Below are 25,716 nucleotides of genomic sequence, written 5' to 3'. Positions count from 1 at the left end.
GACCCGGCTGGCGGAAGCGCCCGCCTCCGGACGTCATGCGGTCCGGTGCCCGGGGCGACCGCGGCGCATGACGTCCGCAGGATCGAACGCTGGTCGTGGTGCCAGCCCTCCGGAAACCAGTGGCCTCACACCACGACCGGCGGGGATCGAACCGGATCAGGGCGTCGACTTGAGCCCGAGCAGGGTGTCGAGCGTCTCGGTGATCGCCCGGAGCGGCTCGGCGAGCGGCCCGGTCAGGCCCGTGATGCCCTCCGTCGTCCCGGTGATGCCGCCGCTGGTGCCGGGCAGCCCGGCGCCGGGGTCGGGGGTCGTGGGGGCGGTGGGCGTGGTCGGCGTCGCGGTCGGTGCCGGCGTCGGGGTGCTCGGCTGCTCGCTGCCCCCGGTCGCGGGCGGCGGCGTGGTCTCGGGGGGAGCGGCGACGGACGTCCCGTCGTCCTGCGGACCGGCGACGCTGCCCGGCGGGAGGGCGCTGACGTCGACGTCGGGCACGACCGGCGCGTCCTCGCCGAAGAGACCCTCGTCGAACATCGACGCGGCGTTCGCCAGCGCGAACGGCAGCTCGACGGCGGAGGACGACCCGCAGGTCGGGCACAGCTCGAGGGCCCGGCCGTCGATGTCGCGGAGCGCGGCGACCGCGGTGGCCAGGCCCTCCTGGTCGGTGACGGACAGGGACGGCTCGAGGTCGGCCAGGGTGGCGACCGCCCCGGCGACGAAGCCACGGAGGTCGGTCACCGACCGGTCGTCGCCCTGGGCGCCGGCCGCGAGCAGGAGGTCGGCGGCCTCGTCGGACTGCTCGACGAACGTGGCGAGCGCGTCGGAGACGAGCGCGTCGCTCGCGGTGTCGTGCCGCTCGACGAGGCCCTGCACCTCGGCCAGCCGCTGCTCGGCGTGCCGCAGCGTCAGGGCGCCACGCGACTCGTCGGTGAGGCTGATCGACCCGCGGGCACCCTCGAGCGCGCGCTTGACCGGGTAGAGCGAGTCGCCGGGGAGGGCGCCCTGCGCGGCGTACGCCATCGTGCTGGACCCGCCGGCCACCACGAGGACGGCGGCGACGGCGGTCACGCGGCGCTGGCGGCGGGGCGCGTGGGGCGAACGGCGGAGGGTAAGCAGCTCGTCGGTCGCCGGGTCGGGGGCGACGAGCACGGTGGCGGCCTCGGTCATGAGGCGACCGCGGAGATCGGCGGCGAAGTCGGCCCGCGGGGCGGGGACGGACGCGGCCCCCTCGGCGCGGAGCTGGGCGACGACGTCGAGCAGCGGCTCGAGGTCGGCGCTCGGCGCGGAGGCGTCGCGCGCCGACCCGGAGACCGCTGCGTCGAGCTCCTCGGCACGGCGACGCGCCGTCGGGAGGGACATCATGCGGGCATCCTCATCGGTCGGTGGCCCTGCCCGAGGGAGGGCCGGACAGGTGCACTGTCCCGCTCAACGAGGGCGGAGGTCGCGAGGTTACGGCGGCTCACGAGTCCCGCATCCCCTCGGGCATCAGCTTCGCCAGGTTGCGCACGCCGCGCAGCTGGAGCTGCTTGACCGCGCCCTCGCTGCGCTCGAGCACCGCGGCCGTCTCGGCGATGCTCATCCCCTGCAGGAAGCGCATGACGAGGCAGTCCTGCTGCTCCGCCGGGAGCTGCGTGAGGGCCTCCATCAGCAGCTCGTTCGTGATGGCCGAGAGCACCGTCGACTCGGGGCCGTCGTCGTGCCCGTCGTCGTGCAGCCCCATGTCCTCGACGGTGTGCTCGAGGCGGGTGCGCCCGGCCTTGAAGTGGTCGGTCGTGAGGTTGCGCGCGATGGTCATGAGCCACGCACCGAAGTCCTTGCCCTGCCAGCGGAAGTCGCTCATCCGGCGCAGGGCGCGGAAGAAGGTCTCCGACGTCAGGTCCTCGGCCAGCGTGACGGAGCGGGTGCGGTAGTAGAGGAACCGGTAGACCGCGGCGTGGTAGTGGTCGTAGAGCAGCCCGAACGCCTCGCGGTCGCCGCCGCGGGCCAGGTCGACGAGGGCGATGAGGCGCTCCCGGTCCTCCGGACGCTCCTCCGCCGAGTGGGCCTCGGTGCTGCCGTCCCCGCCGGGCTCGCCCCCGCCGCCGCCTCCCGCCGTGGTGTGGGGTGCCGAGGCCCGGGCGCTGCCGACCACGTCCTGGTGGAGGACCGTCAGGGGGCCTCCGGCGGTCGCGACCGCCGCCGGCGCGAGGGCCTCGAGCACGAGGGCACGCAGCACGTCGAGACCTCGCTCGACCGCGCGTGCGTGGCGCGCTGCACTGCCCATGGTGATGCCCTCCCCGCCCCTCTCCCCAGGGGGACGTCGGCCAAGGTTAGGCCGCGTCCGTGGTCTTGGGAACCGCAATCGGCAAATCCCTCGCGGACCCGAGGAGAACGCAGCACCGACTTCCATCGTCCAGTGGGGGCGCGGGATACCGGTCGGTAGGTACGCACGGGAGGAGTGCGTGCCGGGGCTCAGCGCCGGGCGGAGCGGAGCGCCGTACCGGCCGCCACGGCACCGGCGGCGGCCCCCACGGCCGCGCCCGTGAGCAGGCCCAGGCGGGCGGCCTTGCGCCCCGTGCGGTAGTCCCGCACGCGCCAGCCCTGCTCACGGGCGTGCGCGCGCAGCCGGGCGTCGGGGTTGATCGCGCAGGGGTCGCCGACGAGGCCGAGGAGGGGGAGGTCGTTGACGGAGTCGGAGTAGGCCGAACACCGCTCGAGGTCGAGGCCCTCCCGCGCGGCGAGCGCCTTGACGGCCTCCTTCTTCGCCGGGCCGTGGAGCATCTCGCCCACGAGACGGCCCGTGTAGACCCCGTCGTCGTCGTGCTCGGCGACGGTGCCGAGCGCGCCGGTGAGCCCGAGGCGGCGCGCGATGATCGTCGCGATCTCGACCGGCGCCGCCGTCACGAGCCACACCCGCTGCCCCCGGTCGAGGTGCAGCTGCGCGAGCGCCCGGGTGCCCGGCCAGATCCGCATCGCCATCGCCTCGTCGAAGATCTCCTCCGCCAGCGACTCCAGCTCGCCGACGGTGTGGCCCGCGATGAAGCCGAGCGCGGAGCTGCGCGCCTCCGCCACGTGCTCCGGGTCCTCGACGCCGACCACGCGGAAGTAGGCCTGCTTCCAGACCGCGCCGGCGATCTCGCGGGTCGTGAAGAACTCGCGGCGGTAGAGCCCCTTCGCCAGGTGGAAGATGCTCGCCCCCTGCATGAGCGTGTTGTCCACGTCGAAGAAGGCGGCCGAGGTCGCGTCGCGGGGCACGTCGAGCGCGCTCTCCACCTCGGCCGCGGCCGCCGACGCCTCGCCCGCGAGGCGGGAGCGGCGCTTCAGGTCGGTGCGCCGGGCCGCCGCGGCGTGCGAGCGCGGACGGTCGTCGGCGGTCTCGTGCTCGGGGTCGGCCACGGGGCCGAGCCTAGGATGAGGAGCGTGACCCTGCCACCGGAAGCGCCGCGCGAGCCGCGGGTCGTGCTGTTCGGCCGCGAGGGCTGCCACCTCTGCGAGGTGGCCCGCGCTGTGGTCGCCACCGTGTGCGCCGAGCTGGGGGAGTCGTTCCGCGAGGTGGACGTCGACGAGGACGACGAGGCCGCGGCCCACGTCGACCTCGACGAGATCCCGGTGACCTTCGTCGACGGACGCCAGCACGACTTCTGGCGCGTGGACCCCGACCGGCTGCGCGCCGCGCTGTCCTGACGGTCGGCCACCCAGCCGCCACCCAGCCGCGCCACAGCCCGCGCACGGCTGCGCTCCGTAGACTCCCGGTTCGTGCCCGAGCCCGCCGCGACCAGCGCCGTACCCGCTGACGGACAGGTGCGTCGCCGGGTCGCCTACGTGTTGCCGGTGTACGACGAGGGGCGCAACCTGCCCGCCTTCCACGCCGCGCTGCTGGCGGCGACGGCGCAGCGGCCCGACCTGGACTTCGAGTTCCTCTACGTCGACGACGGCAGCCGCGACGACTCCCTCGAGCAGCTGCTGGCGCTGCGGGCGGACGACGACCGGGTGACGGTGCTCGCCCTGTCGCGCAACTTCGGGCACCAGGTGGCGCTGACCGCCGGGCTCGACGCGGCCGGCGACGCGGACGCCGTGGTGGTGATGGACACCGACCTCCAGGACCCGCCCCGCGTCAGCCTCGAGCTCATCGCGCTCTGGGAGACCGGGGTCGACGTCGCCTACGCGCAGCGGCGCACCCGGCAGGACACGTTGTTCAAGCGCGCGACCGCCAGCCTGTTCTACCGGGTCCTGGCGCGCCTCGCCGACGTGGAGATCCCCCGGGAGGTGGGCGACTTCCGCCTCATGGACGCCCGCGTGGTCGCCGAGGTCGGGCGCTACCGCGAGCACGGCCGCTTCCTGCGCGGCATCGTGGCCCATGTCGGGTTCCGGCAGGAGGCCGTGCTGTTCGACCGGGACGAGCGCCACGCGGGCGCGTCGGGCTACGACCTGCGCACCATGCTCTCCTTCGCCTCCCACGGACTGCTCGGCTTCTCGACGGCGCCGCTGCGGATGATCAGCAAGCTCGGCTTCGTCATCTCCGCGATCAGCGTGCTCCTGGCGGTCTACGTGTTCTCGGTGCGGGTCTTCACGCCGGAGCAGGCGGTGCCGGGCTGGGCGTTCCTCGGTGTCGGCATGTTCCTGCTCTCGGGGCTGCAGCTGATCATGATGGGCGTGATCGGCTCCTACCTCGGCCGCGTCTACGTCGAGACCCAGGACCGCCCGCTCTACTCGCTCGCCCTCGCCGCGCGGGGCCGCCGCGGCGCCCCCGGCACGCCCGGCACCGCCGGCCCGCGGGGATGACGGCCCCCGTCGTACGCCGCCCCGCGGCCCTGGCGCCCGCCGTCCGGTTCGCGGGGGTCGGGGTGCTCAACACGGCCGTCGACGTCGGGCTCTTCCTGCTGCTGCACGCCTCGCTCGGGATCGTGCTCGCGAACCTGGTCTCGACCAGCGCCGGCATGACGTGCAGCTTCGTCGTCAACGGGCTGTTCACGTTCTCGGCGGGGCGGCTGACGTGGCGCCAGGCCGGCCTCTTCCTCGCCACGACGGGTACCACGATGTGGGTGCTGCAGCCGCTCTTCATCCACGCCGCGCTGCTGGTGGTCGACCCCCTGCTGGTCGCCAAGATCGTTGCGATAGGTTGCAGCCTCGTCGTCAATTTCGCCGCCTACCGATTCGTGGTATGGCCCCGGGGCGGCCGCTGAGGCCTGCCCTCCCGTTTTGTTCTCCCGCGCCGGACTACCTACAGTGAGCGGGCCGCTCGCCAACCCCCGAGGCGCCCGAAAGTCCGAGTAGGTGCTCGCGCGCGGCTGGAGACGAGACACGTTGACTGCACGGACCCAGGCCGAGAGCCCCCGGGGCATCCCGGAGGCCACCGTCGCGCGGCTGCCCCTCTATCTCCGTGCGCTCACCCTGCTCTCCGACGAGGGCACCTCCACCTGCTCGAGCGAGGCGCTCGCGGTGGCGGCGGGCGTCAATTCCGCGATGCTGCGCAAGGACCTGTCCCACCTGGGGTCCTACGGCACGCGCGGCGTCGGGTACGACGTGGAGCACCTGCGCTACCAGATCGCCCGCGAGATCGGCCTCACCACCGACCGCAACGTCGTGGTCGTCGGCCTCGGCAACCTGGGGCAGGCCCTCGCGAACTACGCCGGCTTCCGCACCCGCGGCTTCCGCGTCGTGGCCCTCCTCGATGCCGACGAGCGGCTGCACGGCACCGTCGTCGGCGGCGTCGCCGTGCGTCCCGTGCACGACCTCGAGCGGGTCGTGGCCGACCTCGACGTCGCCATCGGCGTGCTCGCCCTGCCGGCCTCGGCCGCGCAGGAGGTGGCCGACCGCCTCGTGGCGGCCGGGGTCACCGCGATCCTCAACTTCGCACCGACGGTCCTGTCGGTCCCCGAGGGCGTGGAGGTGCGCAAGGTCGACCTGTCGACCGAGCTGCAGATCCTCGCCTTCCACGAGCAGCGTCGCTCGCCGTCCTACCTCGCGGACGGGGAGCCGGTGGCCACCGGTGTCGGTGGCCGGGAGGAGGTCCGATGAGCGTCCTGGTCGTGGGGGTGTCCCACCACTCCGCTCCGGTGACGGTGCTCGAGCGGCTCGCGCTCGACGCCGAGGGGGCCCAGAAGCTCGTCGCCGACGTCGCGGGCGCCGAGCACGTCACCGAGGCCACGGTCATCTCGACGTGCAACCGCCTCGAGGTCTACACCGAGGTCGAGCGGTTCCACGGCAGCATCGAGACGATCTCGCGGCTGCTGATCGAGCGCGGCGGCGCGAGCACCGAGGCGATGCTCCCCCACCTCTACGTGCACTACGACGACGCCGCTGTCTCCCACCTCTTCCGGGTCACCGCCGGCCTCGACTCCATGGTGGTCGGCGAGGGCCAGATCCTGGGCCAGGCGCGGGAGGCCCTGCGCCTCGGCCAGGAGCTCGGCACCGTGGGCCCCGCCCTCAACGTGCTCTTCCAGCAGGCGCTCCGGGTCGGCAAGCGCGCCCACGCGGAGACCGAGATCGACCGCGCGGCGCCGTCCCTCGTCGCCGCGTCCCTCGAGCTCGCCGCCCCCCACGTGGGCGGACTGACCGGGGCGAAGGCGGTCGTCGTGGGCGCCGGGTCGATGGCCTCGCTGGCGGTCGCGACCCTCGCCCGCGCCGGCGTCGGCGAGATCGTCGTCGTCAACCGCAGCGCGGATGCCGCGCAGCGGCTCGCGGGGGAGTACGGCGCCCGCGCAGCCCTGCTCGCCGACCTCGAGCGCGAGCTGATCGGCGCCGAGGTGGTCGTCTCCTGCACCGGCGCCACCGGCACGGTCGTGACCCGGGAGCTCCTCGCCCGGGCCCGCAGCGGCCAGGCCGACCCGACGAGCCCGCTCTCCGTCGTCGACCTCGCCCTGCCCCACGACGTGGAGCCCGCCGTCGAGCACCTGCCCGGCGTGCAGCTCCTCGGGCTGTCGCGCCTCGCCGAGGAGCTGCGGGTCGCCGAGGTGGCGCCGGGCATCGACGCCGTCCGGGAGATCGTGACGCAGGAGATCGCCGCGTTCACGACCGCGCGCCGCCAGGCCAGCGTCACGCCGACCGTGGTCGCCCTGCGCACGATGGCGACGACGGTGGTCGACAACGAGATGGCGCGCCTCGACGGCCGCCTGCCCGACCTCGACCCCGTCGCCCGTGCCGAGGTGCTGCACACCGTGCGGCGCGTGGCCGACAAGCTCCTCCACCAGCCGACCGTCCGCGTCAAGCAGCTCGCCAACGAGCAGGGTGCGGTGTCCTACGCCGCGGCGCTGGCCGAGCTCTTCGCCCTCGACCCCGAGGCCGTCGACGCCGTGACCCGTCCGGGAGGCCGCCCGTGACCGCCCCGCTCCGTCTCGGCACGCGTGCCTCGGCGCTCGCCACGACCCAGTCCGGCCACGTCGCCGACGCGCTGCGCGCGCGGCTCGGCCGCGAGGTCGAGCTCGTCGAGGTGACGACCCACGGCGACGTCTCCCGCGCCCCGCTCGCGCAGATCGGCGGCACGGGCGTGTTCGTGAGCGCCCTGCGCGACGCCCTGCTCGCCGGCGAGGTCGACCTCGCCGTGCACTCGCTCAAGGACCTGCCGACGACCCCGGCCGAGGGCATCGCGCTCGCCGCGGTCCCGCCCCGCGAGGACTCGCGGGACGTCGTGGTCGCCCGCGACGGCCTCACGCTGGGCGAGCTGCCGGTCGGCAGCCGCGTCGGCACGGGCTCGCCGCGCCGCGCCGCCCAGCTGGCCGCGCTGGGGCTCGGTCTCGAGATCGTGCCGATCCGCGGCAACGTCGACACGCGCATCGGCAAGATCGCCGCCGGCGAGGTCGACGCGGTGCTGCTGGCCCGCGCCGGTCTCGCGCGGCTCGGCCGCGTCGACGAGGTCACCGAGGTGATCGACCCGTTCCAGATGCTCCCGGCCCCCGGCCAGGGAGCGCTCGCCGTCGAGTGCCGCGCCGCCGACGTCTCGCTCGTCGAGGCGCTGTCGGTGCTCGACGACCCTGCCACCCGGGCGGCCGTCACCGCCGAGCGTGCCGTGCTGGCGACGCTCGAGGCCGGCTGCTCCGCGCCCGTGGGCGCCCTGGGCGAGGTCGTCGAGGGCGACGACGGCGAGGAGCTCTGGGTGCGTGCGGTGGTGCTGTCCCTGGACGGCGCCCTGAGCATCCGGATGTCCGCCACCGGCTCCCCCGGCGACGCCTTCGGCGTCGGGAGCCGCCTCGGCCAGGAGATGCTGGCCGACGGTGCCGCCGATCTGATGGAAGGCCCTCAGCCAGGGGGTCCCGACCGAGTGGGAGAGCAGCACGCATGACGCGACGTACCGCAGGGACCGACGACCGCACCACCGCCACGCCGGGCGGCTCGCCGGCCGCGGCGACCGGCACGCCCGACGGGGGCTGGGTGTCGTTCGTCGGCAGCGGCCCCGGTGACCCGGGCCTGTTGACCGTCCGCGCGCTGGACCTCCTCCGCGCCGCCGACGTGGTGGTCACCGAGGCCCCCGACCACGAGGTCCTCGTGCGCTCGGTGCTGGGCATCCCGACCCCGACCGTCGTCACCGACGAGGACGGCAACGAGACGGTCGTCGACGAGGGCCCGGTCTTCCTCGACGGCGGGTTCGGCGACGACGGCCAGCCGCTCACCCACGCCGCCCGCGCCAAGGTGCTGCTCAAGCCCGCCAAGGCGGGCAAGCACGTCGTGCGGCTCATGACGGGCGACCCGTTCCTCTACGCGTCCGGCCCCGAGGAGGCGCAGGCCTGCGTCAAGGCGGGCATCGGGTTCGAGATCGTCCCCGGCGTCTCCGCCGCGACGGCGGTCCCGGCCTACGCCGGCATCCCCCTCACCACCCGCAGCCACCGCGAGGTGACCGTGGTGTCGTGCACCGACAAGGTGGACTGGAGCCAGTACGCCGACGGTCGCACCCTCGTGCTGCTGAGCTCGGTCGGTCCGATCGCCGACGTCGCCTCCGCGCTCGTCGCCGCCGGCCGACCGGCGTCGACGCCGGTCGCGATGACCCGCGTGGGCACGACGACCGAGCAGCTCACGGTGACCTCGACGCTCGAGAACATCGCCGCCGACGCCCGCGCGGCGAAGATCCAGCCGCCGGCCGTCACGGTGGTCGGCGACGTCGTCGACCTGCGCGAGACGCTGTCGTGGTTCGAGACCAAGCCGCTCTTCGGCTGGCGCGTGCTGGTGCCGCGCACCAAGGACCAGGCGGGTCCGCTGTCGGCGCGCCTGCGCGGCTACGGCGGTGTGCCGGAGGAGGTGCCGACCATCTCGGTCGAGCCGCCTCGCAACCCGCAGCAGATGGACAAGGCCGTCCGCGGCCTCGTCGAGGGCCGCTACGAGTGGATCGCCTTCACCTCGGCCAACGCGGTGCGCGCCGTCCGCGAGAAGTTCGAGGAGTACGGCCTCGACGCCCGCGCGTTCTCCGGCCTGAAGATCGCGGCGGTGGGCGACAAGACCGCCGAGGCGATCGGCGCCTGGGGCCTGCGCGCCGACCTGGTGCCGACGGGCGAGCAGTCCGCCGCCGGCCTGCTCGAGGTGTGGCCGGAGTACGACGAGGTGCTCGACCCCATCAACCGGGTCTTCCTGCCGCGGGCCGACATCGCGACCGAGAACCTGGTCGCGGGCCTCATCGACCTGGGCTGGGAGTGCGACGACGTGACGGCCTACCGCACGGTGCGCGCCGCGCCGCCGGCCGCGCCCGTCCGCGACGCCATCAAGACCGGCAAGTTCGACGCCGTCGTCTTCACGTCGTCCTCGACGGTCCGCAACCTCGTCGGCATCGCGGGCAAGCCGCACCCGTCGACGGTCATCGCCGTCATCGGGCCGGCGACGGCGAAGACCGCCGAGGAGCACGGCCTGCGGGTCGACGTCATGGCGCCGTCGCCGTCTGCCGAGGTGCTGGCCGACGCGCTCGCCGACTTCGGTGCGGCCCGTCGCCTGGCGCTGGTCGAGTCGGGCCAGCCGGTGACCAAGCCGTCGGACCGCAAGACCGCGTCGCGCCGCAAGGTCTCGAACTGACCGGGCCGGTGCAGGACGGCACGCGGGCGGGCCTGGTGCGCCCGCCCGTGGAGTCGCCGTACCTGCGTCCCCGCCGCCTGCGCCGCACGCCCGCCCTGCGGGAGCTGGTCGCGGAGACCACGCTCCGGGCGGGCCAGCTCGTGCTCCCCGTGTTCGTGCGGGAGGGTGCGGATGCGCCCGTGCCGATCAGCTCCATGCCGGGCGTCGTCCAGCACACCCGCGACTCGCTGCGCGCGGCCGCCGTCGAGGCGGCCGAGCTCGGGCTGGGCGGCATCATGCTGTTCGGCGTGCCCACGTCGAAGGACGCGGTGGGTTCCGGTGCGGTCGACCCCGACGGCGTGCTCAACGCCGCGATCGCGGACGTCGCGGCCGAGGTCGGCGACGCCCTGCCGGTGATGGCCGACCTCTGCCTCGACGAGTTCACCGACCACGGCCACTGCGGCGTGCTCGACACGGCCGGCCGCGTCGACAACGACGCCACGCTCGAGGTGTACGCCGAGATGGCGCGTGCGCAGGCCGCCGCCGGCGCCGCGGTGCTCGGGCCGAGCGGGATGATGGACGGCCAGGTCGCCGTCATCCGCGACGCGCTCGACGGGGTGGGGGCCACCGACGTGGCGATCATGGCCTACTCGGCGAAGTACGCCTCCGCCTTCTACGGCCCGTTCCGCGAGGCCGTCGACTCGTCGCTGGTCGGCGACCGGCGCACCTACCAGCAGGACGCCCGCAACGCGCTCGAGGGCGTGCGCGAGGCCCAGCTGGACGTCGCCGAGGGCGCGGACCTGGTGATGGTGAAGCCCGCGCTGGCCTACCTCGACGTCGTACGCCGCGTGCGGGACGCCGTCGACGTACCGGTGGCGGCGTACAACATCTCGGGGGAGTACGCGATGGTCGAGGCCGCCGCGGCCAACGGTTGGATCGACCGCGAGGCCGCGATCATGGAGACGCTCGTCTCGATCCGGCGCGCCGGTGCCGACGTCGTGCTGACCTACTGGGCGGCCGAGGCGGCGCGGCTGCTGCGCTGAGCGGCATCCCGCCGGAACGACGAGGCGCCCCGGACCGGCTGGTCCGGGGCGCCTCGTCGTCGGGGGAGCCGGGTCAGTAGCCCAGCGCCTTCATGCAGAGGTCCCACGGGTCGTTCGTCTTGAACGGGTTGTCGAACTTGCCCTGGGCGTTGCAGGAGACGCTGGCCTGCAGCCAGGTGAGCGTGTTGCCGACCGTGCCGACGGGGTCGGTCACGACGCCGCCCACGGTGCCGACCGGGTCGGTCGGGAGGTCGGCGAGGCCGCCGTCCTTCGGCTCGCTCGGCGTCGGGGTCGGCGTCGGGGTCGGGACGACGGGCGTGCCGCCGCCGGTGGAGCCGCCGCCGGTGCCCGGGGTGGAGCTGCCGCCGTCGGAACCGCCCGAGCCACCGCTGGAGCCGCCACCCGTGCCGGGGGTCGACCCGCCGGTGCTGCCCGAGCCGCCGCTGCCCGGCGTGCTGCCCGGGGTCGAGCCGTTGCCGGACCCGCCGCTCGTGCCGGGGTCGGCCGAGTCCGTCGAGCCGCCGGGCTGGACGCGCACCGGGTCGGGCACGAAGTAGTTGGACGAGGCGACGGCGTTGGGCACCGACGTGTACTCGCCGTCGAGGTAGGCCTGCTCGATCGCGAGGACGAGGTTCACGTATTCCTCGCTGCGGTTGTAGCGCAGCACGGCGGCGCGCTTGCCGGCCTCGGTCGAGAGGTCCTCGGTGCCGGAGCACAGGTAGACCGCCGTGCCGAGCGCCGCGTCGTGGATGTTCTGCGGGTCGCGCACGCCGTCGCCGTTGGCGTCGACCCGGATGACGCGCCACGTGGACGGGATGAACTGCATCGGGCCGACCGCACGGTCGTAGGTCGCGTCGTTGTCGAGCTCGCCCGCGTCGGTGTCGAGGATGCGCGAGGTGCCGTTCGTGCCGTCGAGGGGGATGCCGAAGATGCCGGGGGTGGCGATGCCCTCGTCGGAGAGCTGCCCGCCGCCGAAGCGACCGTGGTCGGACTCGACGCGACCGATGGCGGCGATGAGCTGCCACGAGATGCGGCAGGAGGTGTCGGCGCCGTTGATGATCGTCTGTGCCCGCTGGTAGGCGCCCAGGGCCACGGCCGGGATGCCGCTCGTGCTGGACGCGCTGACGATCTGCGGGTCGCTGGTCGGCGTCACCGCGTCGGGCACGGAGACGCTCGCCGGGGTCTCGACGGCGTCGGTGGGGACCGCGATGGCGCCCTCCGTCACCGTGTCGTCGGCGGCCGTGAGGGTGCCGACCGGCCCGCCGGATCCGGCGACGACCACCGTGGCGGCAGCGGACAGCGCCGCCATCGGCGCGAGCGCCGTCGCCTTCTGCCAGCGCGCGAACTTGCTGTTGCTCATCTGTTCTCCCCATCGCCCGTGCGCCCCGTGGCTCACGCTCGGATCCGTGGCTCCCTCAAGCCATGTGACGTGACTAACGCTGCTGTTCCCCCGAGGTTACGAGCGTTCACCCAGCGCCCATCTTCTTGAGGATACCTTGAGGATTCGTTGCGTGTCAGCCTTCTGACGGGTGGGACGCCGCGGAGGCGCCCCCATCAACGACGCTGTGTCGTAGCCCGATGTGCCCTCGCTTGCCGGTCTGGGCGAGAATGGGGCGGTGACTGACCCGACCTCCCGTCCGACAGCACGCTCCGCCGACCTCTTCGCGCGGGCGTCGGCGGTGACGCCGGGCGGCGTCAACTCGCCCGTCCGGGCCTTCGGTGCCGTCGGCGGGACGCCCCGGTTCATCGCCTCCGCCCAGGGCGCCTGGCTGACCGACGTCGACGGCAACGAGTACGTCGACCTCGTGGGCTCCTGGGGCCCGATGCTGCTCGGCCACGCCCACCCCGAGGTGCTCGAGGCCGTGCAGGCCGCGGTGGCGCGGGGCACGTCGTACGGCACGCCCACGGAGCCCGAGGTCCTCCTCGCCGAGGAGATCGTCGCGCGCACGCCGGTCGAGCGGGTGCGCTTCACCTCGTCCGGCACCGAGGCCACGATGTGTCGGCGATCCGGCTCGCGCGCGGCGCGACGGGTCGCGACGTCGTCGTGAAGTTCGCCGGCTGCTACCACGGCCACGTCGACGCCCTGCTCGCCAGCGCCGGCTCGGGCCTGGCCACCTTCGCGGTGCCCGGGACGCCCGGCGTGCCGCAGAGCGCGACCGACCTGACCATGGTGCTGCCCTACAACGACCGCGCCGCGGTCGAGCGGGTCTTCGCCGAGCACGGCGACCGCATCGCCTGCGTCATCACCGAGGCGACCCCCGGCAACATGGGCGTCGTCAACCCGGAGCCGGGCTTCAACGCGTTCCTCGCCGCCACCTGCGCCGCCCACGGCGCCCTGTTCGTCTCCGACGAGGTGATGACGGGCTTCCGTGCCACCAAGCGCGGCGGGTGGGGCCTCGACGGCGCCGTCGAGGGCTGGGTCCCCGACCTCATGACCTTCGGCAAGGTGATGGGCGGCGGCCTCCCCGCCGCGGCGTTCGGCGGTCGGGCCGACCTCATGGGGATGCTCTCGCCGGAGGGACCCGTCTACCAGGCCGGCACGCTGTCGGGGAACCCGGTCGCGACGACCGCGGGCCTCACGACGCTGCGGCTGGCCACCGACGAGGTCTACGCCCACGTGGACGCCGTGGCGACGACGATCAGCGAGGCCGCCTCGGCGGCGCTCGGCGCGGCCGGGGTGCCCCACCTCGTCCAGCGCGCAGGCACCATGTTCTCGATCTTCCTGCTCGAGCCGGGCTCCACCCTGACGGCCGTGCGGAACTTCGACGAGGCGGGGCGCCAGCACCTGCCCGCCTACGCGGCCTTCTTCCACGCCATGCTCGACGCCGGGGTGCACCTGCCCCCGTCGGCGTACGAGGTGTGGTTCTGCTCCGCCGCCCACGACGAGCGCGCCGTCCAGCACGTGCTGGACGCGCTCCCCGCAGCAGCCCGGGCCGCGGCCGCGACGTACGGAACGCCCGCCTGAGGCGGACGGACCACCGAGAGGAACCGATGACCGAGCAGACCGTCGTCCACCTGCTGCGCCACGGCGAGGTGCACAACCCCGAGGGCGTGCTCTACGGCCGCCGCGACGGGTTCCACCTGTCCGACAACGGTCGGGCCATGGCCGACCGGGTCGCCGAGCGCATCGGCGACCGGCCCATCGTGCACCTGCGGGTCTCCCCGCTCGAGCGCGCCCAGGAGACCGCGGCGCCGCTTGCTGCCGCCCGCGGCCTCGAGGTCGTCACGGACCCGCGGATCATCGAGTCCACCAACAAGTTCGAGGGGATGCGCTTCGGCGGCGGCGACAACGCGCTCCGGCGGCCCTCGACCTGGCGCCACCTGTGGAACCCCTTCAAGCCGTCGTGGGGCGAGCCCTACGAGGAGGTCGCCGCGCGCATGCTGGCGGCCGTGCACGACGCCCGCGACGCGGCCGCGGCGGCGCCGGAGGCGGTCGCCGGGCAGCCCAACGAGGCCGTGCTCGTCTCGCACCAGCTCCCGATCTGGACCACGCGGCTGGTCGTCGAGAACCGCTCGTTCCTCCACGACCCGCGCAAGCGCCAGTGCACCCTCTGCTCCCTGACCTCGCTGCACTTCCGCGGCGACCTGCTCACCCACCTGACCTACTCGGAGCCGGCGGGCGACCTCATCCCCACCCGTGACAAGGCAGCGCCGTTCTCGGCCGGCGGCGCGGCGGAGGAGCACCGACCCTGATGCGGAACCGACGGCGCGCCGCCCCGGCCGGGGCGGCCCTGCTGCTGGGCCTCGCCCTCCTGGCGGGCTGCAGCGACGTGGAGGCGACGGGCGACGCGGGCTACGTGTCGGCCGACGGGCAGCTCACGGAGTACGCCCCCGCCGAGCGCGGCGACCCGATCGTCCTCGAGGGCGAGGACCTCGAGGGCCAGCCGCTGTCGCTGGAGGAGTTCCGCGGCACGCCCGTGGTCGTCAACGTCTGGGGCTCCTGGTGCCCGCCCTGCCGCGCCGAGGCGCCCGACCTCGTCGAGGCCGCCGAGCAGCTGGGGTCCTCCGCGGCGTTCGTCGGCATCAACAACCGCGACTCCTCGACCGCGCAGGCGCAGAGCTTCGAGCGGGAGTACGAGGTGGAGTACCCCTCGTTCTACTCGCCCGACGGACGCGCCCTGCTCGCGTTCGCGGGCTCGCTGTCGCCCCGGGCGATCCCGTCGACCACCGTCCTCGACAGCGAGGGCCGCGTCGCGGCCACCATCGTCGGCCGGGTCCCGTCGGCGACGACGGTGACCACGCTCGTCGAGTCGGTCCTCGACGAGGAGGGATCGGGCGGAGCCGGTGACGGCGATGGGTGACGCCTTCGCGGAGACCGCCGCGAGCGGCTCGCTCCTGCTCGCCGTGCCCGTCGCGCTGATCGCGGGCCTGGTCTCCTTCTTCTCGCCGTGCGTGCTGCCGCTGGTGCCGGGCTACCTGTCCTACGCGACGGGCATGTCCGCCGCCGAGGTCGTCGACGCGACGGGCGGGCGACCCACGGGCGGTGGCACGGCCACCGCCGAGCGGGTCCGCGTGCGGCGCGGCCGCCTGCTCGCCGGCTCCCTGCTGTTCGTCGCGGGCTTCGCCACGGTGTTCGTGCTGCTCGGGGTGGCCTCTGCCAGCATCGCCGTCTGGTTCTTCGAGTGGCGACGCACGCTCACCGTCGTGCTGGGCGCGCTGACGATCGTGCTGGGCCTGGCCTTCGCCGGGTTCCTGCGGATCCCCGGCCTCGACCGCGACGTGCGGGTCCACAAGATCCCGTCCGTCGGGCTGCTCGCCGCGCCGGGCCTCGGCTTCCTCTTCGGGCTGGGCTGGACGCCGTGCGTCGGCCCGACGCTCGTCGCGATCACCTCGCTGGCCTACAACGAGGGCACCGCGGGTCGCGGCGCCCTGCTGTCGGGCGTCTACGCCCTCGGCCTCGGCATCCCCTTCGTGCTCATCGCGCTCGGCTTCGGCTGGTCGATGCGGGCCGTGGGCTGGCTGCGGAAGCGGCAGGTGCTCGTCATGCGGGTCGGCGGCCTCATGCTCGTCGCCGTCGGCGTGCTCCTCGTGACGGGCTGGTGGGACGTCGTGGTGCAGGACCTCCAGCGCTCCCTCATCACCGGGTTCGAGGTGGGCGTGTGAGCGCCCGCGAGAAGTCCGAGGTCGAGCCCGGCGCCGCTCCCGTCGAGGGGCCGGGCTCCGGCAACCCCGGCCGGCGCAGCGGCGAGCTCGACGCCGTCGAGCTCCTCCGCTGGGGCTGGCGCCAGCTCACCTCCATGCGCACGGCGCTCGTGCTGCTGCTGCTCGTCGCGCTGGCCGCGATCCCCGGCTCCGTCGTGCCGCAGGAGGCCGTCGACGCCTTCGAGGTGTCGCAGTGGCAGGACAACCACCCGAAGCTGACCCCTGTCTACGAGGCGCTCGGCCTGTTCTCGGTCTACGACTCGCCGTGGTTCGCGGCCATCTACCTGCTGCTGATGGTGTCCCTCGTCGGCTGCATCCTGCCGCGCATCAAGGTCTACGCGAAGGCCGTGCGGGCGCGCCCGCCCCACGCGCCGCGCAACCTCACCCGCCTGCCCGACCACGCGTCGTACCGGGATGCCGGGAGCGCGGAGGAGATCGGGAAGCGGTACGCCGCGGCGCTGCGCAAGCGGCGCTACCGCGTCGTCGACACCGACGTGGACCCCGACGGCGACGTCGTCGTCGCGGCGGAGCGGGGCTACCTGCGGGAGGCCGGCAACCTGGTCTTCCACCTGTCGGTGCTCGTCGTGCTGGCCGGCTTCGCGATGGGCAGCCTGCTCGGCTTCCAGGGCGGCGTGATCGTGCTCAAGGGCGGCGGGTTCTCCAACAACCTGACGCAGTACGACGACCTCGACCCCGGCAGCCTGTGGACCGCGGACGACCTGCAGCCGTTCGCGTTCACCGTGGACGACTTCTCGATCGACTGGTACCGCTCCGGCGAGGCCTTCGGGCAGGCCCGCGGCTTCGCCTCGGACATCACGTACGTCGAGGACGCGACCGACCCGGACGCGGAGGAGAAGTCCTACGAGCTGAAGGTCAACCACCCGCTGAGCATCGGCGGCACGGACATCTTCCTCATCGGCCACGGCTATGCGCCGGTCATCACCGTGCGCGACCCGGAGGGGGAGGTCGTCTACTCCGGTCCGACGATCTTCCTCCCCACGGACCTGACCTTCGCCAGCTTCGGCGTCGTCAAGGTGCCGGACGGCCTGGAGGAGCAGGTCGGGCTGCAGGGCGAGTTCTACCCGACCTACGGCTTCGACATGGAGACCGGCCCGTACTCGGTCATCGGCGAGGCGCAGAACCCCTTCCTCTCCATGGTCGTCTTCACGGGCGACCTGGGGATGGACGACGGGACGCCGCAGTCCGTCTACGCGCTCGACCTCGACGGCCTCACGCCGGTCGAGGGCTCGGGCGGGGCGCAGTTCCGCCTGGACCTGGCGCCCGGCGAGAGCGCCGACCTGCCGGACGGGCTCGGCACGGTCAGCTTCGACGGCATCCAGCAGTGGAACCGCGTGCAGATCAGCGAGACGCCCGGCAAGCTCGTGGCGCTCGGCGGCGTCGTCGCCGCGCTGCTCGGGCTGCTCGGCTCGCTGTTCATCCGGCCGCGCCGGGTGTGGGTGCGGGTGAAGGACGACGGCGACGGTGCGCTGGTCACCGTCGGTGTGCTCGATCGCTCCACCGGAGCCGGTGGCGGCGAGGAGGCCCTCGAGGGCATCCTGGAGGACGTGCGTGTGCCGGACGGCGCCGCCGGTGACGAGCGGGCCCGGCCCGCGCAGAGGGAGGACCGCCCGTGAGCAACGAGGCGTGGGAGACGCTGAGCAACCAGGCCGTGGGATTCTGCGGCATCCTCTACTTCCTGGCGCTGATGGCGCACCTGTGGCAGTGGGCGTCGCTGCGGAAGGTGCCCGTCGCGGCCGCCGCGCGCGAGACCGTCGGCGCCGGCGTGGGGCGTTCCCCGCGGCGTACCGCGGACGCGTGGACCGAGGCCGAGGTCGCCGACGCGGCCGGCGAGGACACGCGCCGTCGCGTCGCCATGGGCGAGCGGCTCGGCATCCTGCTCACCGTGGCGGCCGCCGCCGCGCACTTCGTCGCGCTCCTCGGCCGCGGGCTCGCGGCGGAGCCGGCGCGGGTGCCGTGGGGCAACATGTACGAGTTCACGCTCTCCGGCTCGTTCTTCGTGACGCTGACCTACCTGGTGCTGCTGCGGAAGTTCAAGCTCGGCTGGCTCGGCCCGATCGTCACCGGCTTCGTGGTGACGGTGCTGATGGTCGACGTCATCTGGCTCTACCAGCCGGTGGCGCCGCTGACCGAGGCGCTCAACTCCTACTGGCTCGTCATCCACGTCGTGTCCGCGGTGATCGCGACGGCGGCGTTCACGCTCGGCGGCTTCACGTCGATCCTGTTCCTGCTCAAGGAGCGCGCGGAGCGCAAGGCCCGGGCGGCGGTGCCGGCGGGTGACGTCGCGGCGGCGGACGGGTCGGACGCCGAGGCGCCCGTCGTGCGTGGCTACCTGGCGCGCGTGCCCGACCTCGTCGGCCTCGACCGGCTGACCTACCGCCTGCACGCCTTCGCGTTCCCGGTGTGGACCTTCGCGGTGCTCATCACGGGCCCGATCTGGGCGCACGAGGCGTGGAGCCGCTACTGGAACTGGGACCCCAAGGAGGTCTGGGCGTTCATCACGTGGGTCGTCTACGCGGCGTACCTGCACGCCCGGGCCACCGCCGGCTTCAAGGGCCGCAACGCGGCGATCCTCGCGCTCATCGGCCTGGCGACGCTGTGGTTCAACTTCATCGGGATCAACTTCTTCTCGACGTCGAGCATGCACTCCTACGCCTGATCCGGTCGCGTCACTTTCCCCGGTCGACCGGGGAACACGCCGCTTTGACCATCAACATTGATGGTCAAAGTGACACTTTCCCCGGTCGACCGGGGAAAGTGTCACCGCGTCGCCACCGACCTCAGTCGGCGACGCCGTACAGCCGGTCGCCGGCGTCGCCGAGCCCGGGCACGATGTAGCCCTGCTCGTTGAGCCGCTCGTCCATCGCCGCCGTCACGACGGTGACCGGGATCGACAGGTCGGCCAGCTCCTGCTCGAGCCGCGCGGTGCCCTCGGGCGCGCACAGCAGCGTCACGGCCGTGATGTGGTCGGCACCGCGGTCGACGAGGAACCGGATCGCGGCGGCCAGCGTGCCGCCCGTCGCCAGCATCGGGTCGAGCACGTAGCACTGCCGGCCCGACAGGTCGTCGGGGAGCCGCTCGGCGTAGGTCGACGCCTGCAGCGTCTCCTCGTTGCGCACCATGCCGAGGAAGCCGACCTCCGCCGTGGGCAGCAGCCGCACCATGCCGTCGAGCATGCCGAGGCCGGCCCGCAGGATCGGTACGACGAGGGGCTTGGGGCTCGAGAGCCGGACGCCCGTGGTGGGCGAGACCGGCGTGGTGATCTCGGACGGCTCGACGCGCACGTCGCGGGTGGCCTCGTAGGCCAGCAGGGTGACGAGCTCGTCCGCGAGCCGGCGGAACGTGGGGGAGTCGGTCCGCTCGTCGCGGAGTGCGGTCAGCTTGTGGGCGACGAGCGGGTGGTCGACGACGAGGGTGTCCATGGGCTGAACCCTACGGTGAGCCGCGCGTATCACCATGGCGTGTCGTGGCCGGGTCTGTCACGCTGGGACCCGGACGGTCGGCACACGGCACGAGGAGGGATCGGCGTGGACAACGAGAACATCGACTTCGCCTTCGTGGCCTACCGCGAGGAGGGCGTCTGGCAGCTCCACGAGATCGTCGACGACGTGCTCGACTCGGTCGACGAGTTCGCGGCCGCGCTGCGCCGCTTCCCGGGTGACGGTGGAGCGATCGGCGTCGTCGCGGTCGACGAGGACTTCTTCGTGCTGCTCCGCGTCGCGGGCGCCCGCACGCGGGTGCTGCTCTCCGACGTCACGGCCGCCGACGAGTGGGAGATCGCCCGCTCCGCCCTGGAGGCGCTCGACCTGCCCATGCCCGACGACGAGGACGACCAGGAGCCGGCCGGCGACCTCGGGCTGCTCGCCGACCTGGGCATGAACGCCATGGACCTCGGCCTCCTGCTCGACGACTTCGACCTCTACCCCGACGAGATGGTCTCGGAGATCGCCCGCAAGCTCGGCTTCGGTCGGCTCTTCGACGACGCGGTGGGGCTCACCTCCGCGTGACGCCGTGATCCACCCGCAGGGCGGTCGTTGGCACGTCCCCATGCGTGCCGCCCTCACGGAGGCGGCCGCTGCGCGCGCCACCGGCGACGTACCCATCGGCGCCGTCGTGCTCGGCCCGGACCGTCGCATCCTCGCCCGGGCCCGCAACGTGCGCGAGGCCGACGGCGACCCCACGGGCCACGCGGAGGTCGTCGCGCTGCGCGCTGCGGCGCAGGCCGTCGGCGAGTGGCGCCTGACGGGCTGCACGCTCGTGGTCACCCTCGAGCCGTGCACGATGTGCGCCGGCGCCGCGGTCCTCTCCCGCGTCGACCGGATCGTCTTCGCCGCGTGGGACGAGAAGGGCGGCGCGGTCGGCTCGCTGTGGGACGTCGTGCGCGACCGCCGGCTCAACCACCGTCCCGAGGTGGTCAGCGGCGTGATGGCCGGGGAGTCGGCCAGGCTGCTCGACGCGTTCTTCGCCGAGCAGCGCTGACCGCCGTCGCCCGGTCAGGCGTCCGCGACGACCACCGCGCCGTGGGGCGGTACGACGACGGAGGCACCGCGCTCGTCGTACCCGCCCGGGGTGGCCCAGACCACCGCACGCCCCGCGGGCACGTCGACGGTGACGGGCTCGGTGCCCAGCGCGAGCACGAGCTCGACGCTCCGGCGCCGCACGCGCACGACGCGCGCCGCCTCGTCGACCTCGCAGCTGGTGGCCGTGAAGTCGGGGTCGAGCAGGTCGGGCTGGTCGACCCGGAGCCGGGCGAGCGAGCGGTAGACCTCGAGCAGCACCGCGTGCCGACCCTCCGTCAGCTCCGACCAGTCGAGCTTCGAGCGGGTGAAGGTCTCCGGGTCCTGCGGGTCGGGCACCACGGCGGGGTCCCAGCCCATCTTGGCGAACTCCTCGATGCGGCCCTCCGCGGTCGCCTTCCCCAGCTCCGGCTCCGGGTGGGACGTGAAGAACTGGAAGGGGCTCGAGGCCGCCCACTCCTCGCCCTGGAACAGCATCGGGGTGAAGCCGGTGCAGAGGGTGAGCAGCGCGGCGGTCGCGAGCTGGTCGTCGTCGAGGTGCTCGGTGAGCCGGTCGCCGCGGGCGCGGTTGCCGATCTGGTCGTGGTTCTGCGAGCAGACGACGAGGCGCCACGTCGGGGTGGTGCCGAGGTCGATCGGCACGCCGTGGTCGCGCTCCCGGAAGGAGCTGTAGGTGCCGTCGTGGAAGAACCCGTGGGTGAGCACCTTCTGCAGGGCGGCCAGCGGCTCGAAGTCGGCGTAGTAGCCGCTCGTCTCGCCCGTGAGCGCGACGTGCACGGCGTGGTGGAAGTCGTCGCTCCACTGCGCGGTGAGGCCGTGGCCGGCCGGCCTCGCGCGGGGTGAACATGACGGGGTCGTTGAGGTCGCTCTCCGCGATGAGCGTCAGCGGCCGACCGACCTGCGTCGAGTACGCCGCGGTCTCGACCGCCATCTCCTCGAGCACGTGCCGGTCGGAGGAGTCCTTCAGCGCGTGCACGGCGTCGAGCCGCAGGCCGTCCACGTGGAAGTCGTGGAACCAGGAGCGCACGTTGTCGAGCACGTAGCGCCGCACCTCGTCGGAGTCCTCGCCGTCGAGGTTGACGAAGTCGCCCCACGTGTTGCGGCCGCTGGACAGGTAGGGACCGTAGAGCGGCAGGTAGTTGCCGGACGGGCCGAGGTGGTTGTAGACGACGTCCTGCACCACGCCCAGGCCCGCGGCGTGGCAGGCGTCGACGAAGCGCTGGTAGGCGGCCGGGCCGCCGTACGCCTCCGTCACGGCGAACCAGCCCACCCCGTCGTACCCCCAGTTGTGGGTGCCGTTGAAGGCGTTGACCGGGAGCAGCTCGACGAGGTCGACGCCGATGGAGAGCAGGTGGTCGAGGCGCCCGGCGGCCGCGTCGAGGGTGCCCTCGGGCGTGAAGGTGCCGACGTGCAGCTCGTAGACGACGGACCCGGGCAGCTGCCGGCCCGTCCACCCCGCGTCGGTCCAGGTGAAGGCCCCCGGGTCGAAGGTGCGCGACAGGCCGTGCACCCCCGCCGGCTGGCGGCGCGAGCGGGGGTCGGGCCGCGGGTCGGGGTCGTCGTCGAGGAGGAAGCCGTAGTCGACCCCCTCGGGGAAGGCCGCCAGGTCGAAGCGGTCGAGCGTGCCGGCCGGCGGCGACCACCAGCCGTCGGCGCCCTGCGCGAGGTCCACGACCTCGTCGTGGTCGCCGGCGCTGACGACGAGCCGCACGGCGCGCGGTCGCGGCGCCCAGACGGAGAAGAGGCGGTCGGTCACGAGTCCTCCCGGGTGAGCAGGGCGACGGGGTACGTCGCGAGCAGGTCGGCGACACGGGTGCCGGTCACCGGTCGGGCGGCCACGCGGTCGAACCAGCGACCGGGTGGCAGGTCGAGCTCGGTGTCGCCCCAGCCGCCACGGCGCTCCAGGCCGACGGGGAGACGGGTGGCGACGGCGACGACGCCGCCACGGTCGTAGGCGACGACGTGGTCCGCCGCCGGGCCCGTGGCCCCGACCGGGGCGTAGCCCGTGAAGCGGTGGGCCTCGTCGCGGCGCAGCCGCAGGGCGGTGGCCACGAGGCGCAGCTTGACGGCGCCCGAGTCGGACAGACCGCCGACGAGCGGGGGCGTCACGCCCCCGAGGAGGGCGGGGAGCACCTCGGCCCGCAGGTCGAGGTCCACCGGCCGACGGTTGTCGGGGTCGACGAGCGACTGCTCCCACAGGTCGCTGCCCTGGTAGACGTCGGGCACGCCCGGCATCGTCAGCGTCAGCAGCTTGGCGGCCAGCGCGTTGGACCAGCCGGGGTCGACGACGGTGTCGAGCAGGGTCGCGAGCACGCGGCGTACGCGGGGGTCGTCGAAGGCGGCGTCGACGCAGCGGTGCATCGCGTCCTCGTAGGCCTCGTCGGGTGCCGTCCACGTCGTGCCGTCGCCGGCCTCGCGCATGGCCTTCTCGGCGTACCCGTGGAGACGCGTGCGGTAGTCGGTGCCCGACGACGCGGGCCACGCGCCGACGATCGCCTGCCACAGCAGGGAGGCGAACCCGGGGTCGGGCACCGGGACGGCCTCGAGCAGCTCGGAGAGCGCCCCCGCCCAGAGGTCCGGCACCTCGGCGAGCACGCTGATGCGGGCCCGCACGTCCTCGCCGCGCTTCGTGTCGTGGGTCGAGCCGGCGCTCATGGCGTGCGGCCGGGTGGCCTGGCGCTCGAGCATCGCTTCGTGGAACTCGTCCGGGGTCGCCGCGAACACCGACGGGTCGCCGCCGACCTCGTTGAGGCTGGTGAGGCGGGACGAGCGGTAGAACGCGCAGTCCTCGACACCCTTCGCCATCACCATGCCGGAGGTCTGCTGGAACCGCACCGCCGCCGGGTGCTCCGGGTCGCCCAGCACCGGCTCGAGGGCGTCGAGCGTGGCCGCGAGGTCGGGCCGCGCCGCGCGGGCGGCGGCGAACGCCTCGTCGAGGTGCTCGCGGCCGACCGGCAGGTAGGAGCGGTAGACGGGCATGGTCGTCACCAGCTCGGCGACGGCGTCCACGACCTCCGCGGGTGCCTCCGGGCCGCCGACGACCTCGCGGGAGATCCGGCGGACCTCGGAGCCGAGGATCCCGTCGGCGACGTCGCGCTTGCGGTCGTGCACCAGCTGCTCCCAGTCGACGGGCGCGCCGCGCAGGGAGGTCTCGAGCGCGTCGAGCGGCTCCTGGCCGGCCGGGTCGACGAGCACGCGGTCGACGAGCGCCATGGCGTCGTACCCCGTCGTGCCGGCCGTCCGCCAGCCGTCGGGCAGCCGCTCGCCGTGCTCGAGGATCTTCTCGACGAGCACGTAGGCGTCGTCGGTGAGCCCGGCGAGGTCCTCGAGGTAGCCCACCGGGTCGCGGAGCCCGTCCGGGTGGTCGACGCGGAGGCCGTCGACGAGGCCCTCCGCGAACCACCGGCCGATCTCCGCGTGGGTGGCGTCGAACCAGCGGCGGTCCTCCACCCGCACCGCGGCGAGCGTGTTGACCGCGAAGAAGCGCCGGTAGTTGAGGCGGTCGTCGGCGGTGCGCCAGCCGACCAGCTCGTAGTGCTGCGCCGCGTGGGTCGCCTGCGCGTCCGCACCACCGTCGCGCTCGACGAGCGTGCCGGGCGCGATCGGGAAGCGGTGGTCGTGGTAGCGCAGCTCGCCGTCCACCACGCGCAGGTTCCCGATCCCGCCGTCGGGGAGCAGGTCGTCGTCGCCGACCACCGGGAGGCGGAGCCGGCCGCCGCCGGCCGCCCAGTCGACGTCGAAGGCGCTCGCGTACGGCGACGCCTCGCCCGCCGTCAGCACCGACCACCACCAGGCGTTCTGCGCGGGCGTCGCCACCCCGACGTGGTTGGGCACGACGTCGACGAGCACGCCCATGTCGAGCGAGCGCGCCCGGGCGGCGAGGGCGGTGAGCCCCGCGGCGCCGCCGCGGGAGGCGTCGATGCCGTGGTGGCCCACGACGTCGTAGCCGTGGTCGCTGCCCGGCTCGGCCGCGAGCACGGGGGAGAGGTAGACCCAGTCGACGCCGAGGGCGTGGAGGTACGGCAGCGCGCGGGCCGCGGCGTACAGGTCGAAGGAGGACGTGATCTGGAGCCGGTAGGTGCTCGTGGGGACGCGAGCGGGCGGCGTGGCGGTCAAGGGATCTCCGTGGGGTGGGGTGACCGGGCGGGCGGTCTCTTCAGCCTAGGGTGGGGGTGGCAGCCGGGGCCTGTACCCAGTGGCGGCCACCCGAGACGACGACCACGTGGGGAGAACCGACCGATGCGACTGACGATGCGAGGCACGACGCGACGAGGAGCGCGCCGCGGCGTGGCGCTGCTGGGCACCGCGGTGATGGCGACGACCGTGCTGGCCGGGTGCGGCGGCGACTCCGACGACTCCGAGGGCTCGGGCGACTCCGGCGACTCCTCGTCGTTCGTCGACCAGGACGCGCAGGCGATCATGGACGCCGCCGAGGAGGCGACGAAGAACGCCTCGTCGTTCCGCATCGTCGGTGAGATGCAGTCCGACGGCTCCGAGGCGTCGCTCGACCTCGTGCTCGCCACGGACGGCTGCGAGGGCACGGTCGGGATCGACGGCAGCGACGTCGAGGTGCTGAAGATCGGCGACGAGGGGTGGTACCGCCCCACCGCCGACTTCTGGCGCGCCCAGCTCGGCGGTGCCGGCATGGACGACGCCACCCTGGACCAGCTGCTCAGCCAGGTCGAGGGCAAGTGGATCACCGACGAAGAGGGCAGCTTCGACGACTTCTGCACCATCGAGTCCTTCTTCGACGACGCCGACGACGATGACGACGACGACAACAGCGAGGCCACCAAGGGCGACGTCGAGGACATCGACGGCGTCGAGGCCATCGCCATCGACCACGAGAGCGACGGGACGCCGGCGACCCTGTGGGTCGCGGTCGACGAGCCGCACTACGCGGTGCGCGTCGACGGTGGCGACGAGGGCTCGTTCGACCTGACCGACTTCGACGAGGACGTCTCGTTCGAGGCCCCGGACGACGCCGACGTGGTGGACCTGAACTCCCTCATGGGCTGAGTCCCCCCACGCGACGACGGCCCGGCACCCCGAGG

General features: G+C 73.8%; 23 protein-coding genes and 2 pseudogenes. 17 read left to right on the top strand and 8 right to left on the bottom strand.

Annotation, left to right across the window (positions count from 1 at the left end):
- Positions 1-156: 156 nt before the first annotated feature.
- From QE405_RS14160 to QE405_RS14150, 3 genes are all read right to left on the bottom strand, one after another.
- The gene (locus QE405_RS14160; protein ID WP_307201774.1) at positions 157-1,356 is read right to left on the bottom strand and encodes a DUF5667 domain-containing protein; all 1,200 of its coding nucleotides are present in this window, start codon (positions 1,354-1,356) and stop codon (positions 157-159) included.
- Positions 1,357-1,453: 97 nt separating this feature from the next.
- Positions 1,454-2,257: a sigma-70 family RNA polymerase sigma factor gene (locus tag QE405_RS14155; RefSeq protein ID WP_307201772.1), complete on the bottom strand. Its 804-nt coding sequence runs from the start codon at positions 2,255-2,257 to the stop codon at positions 1,454-1,456.
- Between the two features lie 188 nt (positions 2,258-2,445).
- Entirely contained in the window at positions 2,446-3,369 is a 924-nt protein-coding gene (locus QE405_RS14150; protein ID WP_307201770.1) for an HAD family hydrolase, read from the bottom strand.
- A gap of 24 nt (positions 3,370-3,393) precedes the next feature.
- Between QE405_RS14150 and QE405_RS14145 the strand changes: the two genes are divergently transcribed.
- The 8 genes from QE405_RS14145 to hemB all read left to right on the top strand — a co-directional run bounded on the left by QE405_RS14145 (position 3,394) and on the right by hemB (position 10,985).
- Complete coding sequence (locus QE405_RS14145) at positions 3,394-3,657, top strand: glutaredoxin family protein (RefSeq protein WP_307201769.1); 264 nt, start codon at positions 3,394-3,396, stop codon at positions 3,655-3,657.
- A gap of 72 nt (positions 3,658-3,729) precedes the next feature.
- Positions 3,730-4,755 (top strand): glycosyltransferase family 2 protein, encoded by a 1,026-nt coding sequence (locus QE405_RS14140; RefSeq protein WP_307201767.1) that lies wholly within the window; start codon positions 3,730-3,732, stop codon positions 4,753-4,755.
- Entirely contained in the window at positions 4,752-5,156 is a 405-nt protein-coding gene (locus QE405_RS14135) for a GtrA family protein (protein WP_307201765.1), read from the top strand. Before QE405_RS14140 ends, QE405_RS14135 begins: the two co-directional genes overlap by 4 nt.
- Positions 5,157-5,277: 121 nt before the next feature.
- Positions 5,278-5,991, top strand: coding sequence for a redox-sensing transcriptional repressor Rex (locus tag QE405_RS14130; protein ID WP_307201762.1), 714 nt, complete (start codon positions 5,278-5,280; stop codon positions 5,989-5,991).
- Entirely contained in the window at positions 5,988-7,292 is a 1,305-nt protein-coding gene (locus tag QE405_RS14125; RefSeq protein ID WP_307201760.1) for a glutamyl-tRNA reductase, read from the top strand. Before QE405_RS14130 ends, QE405_RS14125 begins: the two co-directional genes overlap by 4 nt.
- Complete coding sequence (gene hemC / locus QE405_RS14120; protein ID WP_307201758.1) at positions 7,289-8,251, top strand: hydroxymethylbilane synthase; 963 nt, start codon at positions 7,289-7,291, stop codon at positions 8,249-8,251. The genes QE405_RS14125 and hemC overlap by 4 nt, the downstream gene beginning before the upstream one ends.
- Positions 8,248-9,963: a bifunctional uroporphyrinogen-III C-methyltransferase/uroporphyrinogen-III synthase gene (locus QE405_RS14115; protein WP_307201756.1), complete on the top strand. Its 1,716-nt coding sequence runs from the start codon at positions 8,248-8,250 to the stop codon at positions 9,961-9,963. Before hemC ends, QE405_RS14115 begins: the two co-directional genes overlap by 4 nt.
- Positions 9,964-9,971: 8 nt before the next feature.
- Entirely contained in the window at positions 9,972-10,985 is a 1,014-nt protein-coding gene (gene hemB, locus QE405_RS14110; RefSeq protein WP_307201754.1) for a porphobilinogen synthase, read from the top strand.
- Between the two features lie 73 nt (positions 10,986-11,058).
- Here hemB and QE405_RS14105 read toward each other — a convergent pair whose 3' ends face one another.
- The gene (locus QE405_RS14105; RefSeq protein WP_307201752.1) at positions 11,059-12,345 is read right to left on the bottom strand and encodes a lytic transglycosylase domain-containing protein; all 1,287 of its coding nucleotides are present in this window, start codon (positions 12,343-12,345) and stop codon (positions 11,059-11,061) included.
- A 256-nt stretch (positions 12,346-12,601) separates the two neighbouring features.
- Between QE405_RS14105 and hemL the strand changes: the two are divergent.
- From hemL to ccsB, 6 genes and pseudogenes are all read left to right on the top strand, one after another.
- Positions 12,602-13,950: pseudogene (gene hemL, locus QE405_RS14100) on the top strand (glutamate-1-semialdehyde 2,1-aminomutase).
- 26 nt (positions 13,951-13,976) lie between these two features.
- The gene (locus QE405_RS14095; protein ID WP_307201750.1) at positions 13,977-14,678 is read left to right on the top strand and encodes a histidine phosphatase family protein; all 702 of its coding nucleotides are present in this window, start codon (positions 13,977-13,979) and stop codon (positions 14,676-14,678) included.
- The gene (locus QE405_RS14090; protein WP_307201748.1) at positions 14,678-15,286 is read left to right on the top strand and encodes a TlpA family protein disulfide reductase; all 609 of its coding nucleotides are present in this window, start codon (positions 14,678-14,680) and stop codon (positions 15,284-15,286) included. Before QE405_RS14095 ends, QE405_RS14090 begins: the two co-directional genes overlap by 1 nt.
- The gene (locus QE405_RS14085) at positions 15,279-16,088 is read left to right on the top strand and encodes a cytochrome c biogenesis CcdA family protein (RefSeq protein WP_307201746.1); all 810 of its coding nucleotides are present in this window, start codon (positions 15,279-15,281) and stop codon (positions 16,086-16,088) included. The genes QE405_RS14090 and QE405_RS14085 overlap by 8 nt, the downstream gene beginning before the upstream one ends.
- Positions 16,085-17,761 (top strand): cytochrome c biogenesis protein ResB, encoded by a 1,677-nt coding sequence (gene resB / locus QE405_RS14080; protein WP_307201744.1) that lies wholly within the window; start codon positions 16,085-16,087, stop codon positions 17,759-17,761. The genes QE405_RS14085 and resB overlap by 4 nt, the downstream gene beginning before the upstream one ends.
- Entirely contained in the window at positions 17,758-18,804 is a 1,047-nt protein-coding gene (ccsB, locus tag QE405_RS14075) for a c-type cytochrome biogenesis protein CcsB (protein WP_307201742.1), read from the top strand. Before resB ends, ccsB begins: the two co-directional genes overlap by 4 nt.
- 121 nt (positions 18,805-18,925) lie before the next feature.
- Here the strand turns inward: ccsB and upp are convergent, their stop codons facing one another.
- Positions 18,926-19,567 carry a uracil phosphoribosyltransferase gene (upp, locus tag QE405_RS14070; protein ID WP_307201740.1) on the bottom strand — a complete coding sequence of 214 codons (642 nt, stop codon included), beginning with the start codon at positions 19,565-19,567 and terminating at the stop codon, positions 18,926-18,928.
- Between the two features lie 105 nt (positions 19,568-19,672).
- Between upp and QE405_RS14065 the strand changes: the two genes are divergently transcribed.
- Together QE405_RS14065 and QE405_RS14060 are read left to right on the top strand one after the other, a co-directional pair.
- A complete protein-coding gene (locus QE405_RS14065; RefSeq protein ID WP_307201738.1) occupies positions 19,673-20,152 on the top strand; it encodes a tRNA adenosine deaminase-associated protein in 480 nt (159 codons plus the stop codon).
- Positions 20,153-20,192: 40 nt separating this feature from the next.
- Positions 20,193-20,624, top strand: coding sequence for a nucleoside deaminase (locus tag QE405_RS14060; RefSeq protein WP_307201736.1), 432 nt, complete (start codon positions 20,193-20,195; stop codon positions 20,622-20,624).
- Between the two features lie 14 nt (positions 20,625-20,638).
- On the opposite strand, the gene QE405_RS14055 is transcribed toward QE405_RS14060, so the two are convergent.
- The 3 genes and pseudogenes from QE405_RS14055 to treY all read right to left on the bottom strand — a co-directional run bounded on the left by QE405_RS14055 (position 20,639) and on the right by treY (position 24,778).
- Complete coding sequence (locus QE405_RS14055) at positions 20,639-21,439, bottom strand: DUF3459 domain-containing protein (RefSeq protein ID WP_307201735.1); 801 nt, start codon at positions 21,437-21,439, stop codon at positions 20,639-20,641.
- 427 nt (positions 21,440-21,866) lie between these two features.
- A pseudogene (locus tag QE405_RS14050) lies at positions 21,867-22,172 on the bottom strand (malto-oligosyltrehalose trehalohydrolase); the annotation flags it as partial.
- Positions 22,173-22,414: 242 nt separating this feature from the next.
- Positions 22,415-24,778: a malto-oligosyltrehalose synthase gene (gene treY, locus QE405_RS14045; RefSeq protein WP_307201733.1), complete on the bottom strand. Its 2,364-nt coding sequence runs from the start codon at positions 24,776-24,778 to the stop codon at positions 22,415-22,417.
- Positions 24,779-24,949: 171 nt separating this feature from the next.
- Here treY and QE405_RS14040 point away from each other — a divergent pair, with 171 nt between their 5' ends.
- Positions 24,950-25,681, top strand: coding sequence for a hypothetical protein (locus QE405_RS14040; RefSeq protein WP_307201732.1), 732 nt, complete (start codon positions 24,950-24,952; stop codon positions 25,679-25,681).
- The last annotated feature ends 35 nt before the right edge of the window (positions 25,682-25,716 follow it).

Source organism: Nocardioides zeae (assembly GCF_030818655.1).
Taxonomy (GTDB): domain Bacteria; phylum Actinomycetota; class Actinomycetes; order Propionibacteriales; family Nocardioidaceae; genus Nocardioides; species Nocardioides zeae_A.
This window is presented reverse-complemented; position numbering and strand designations above follow the sequence as displayed.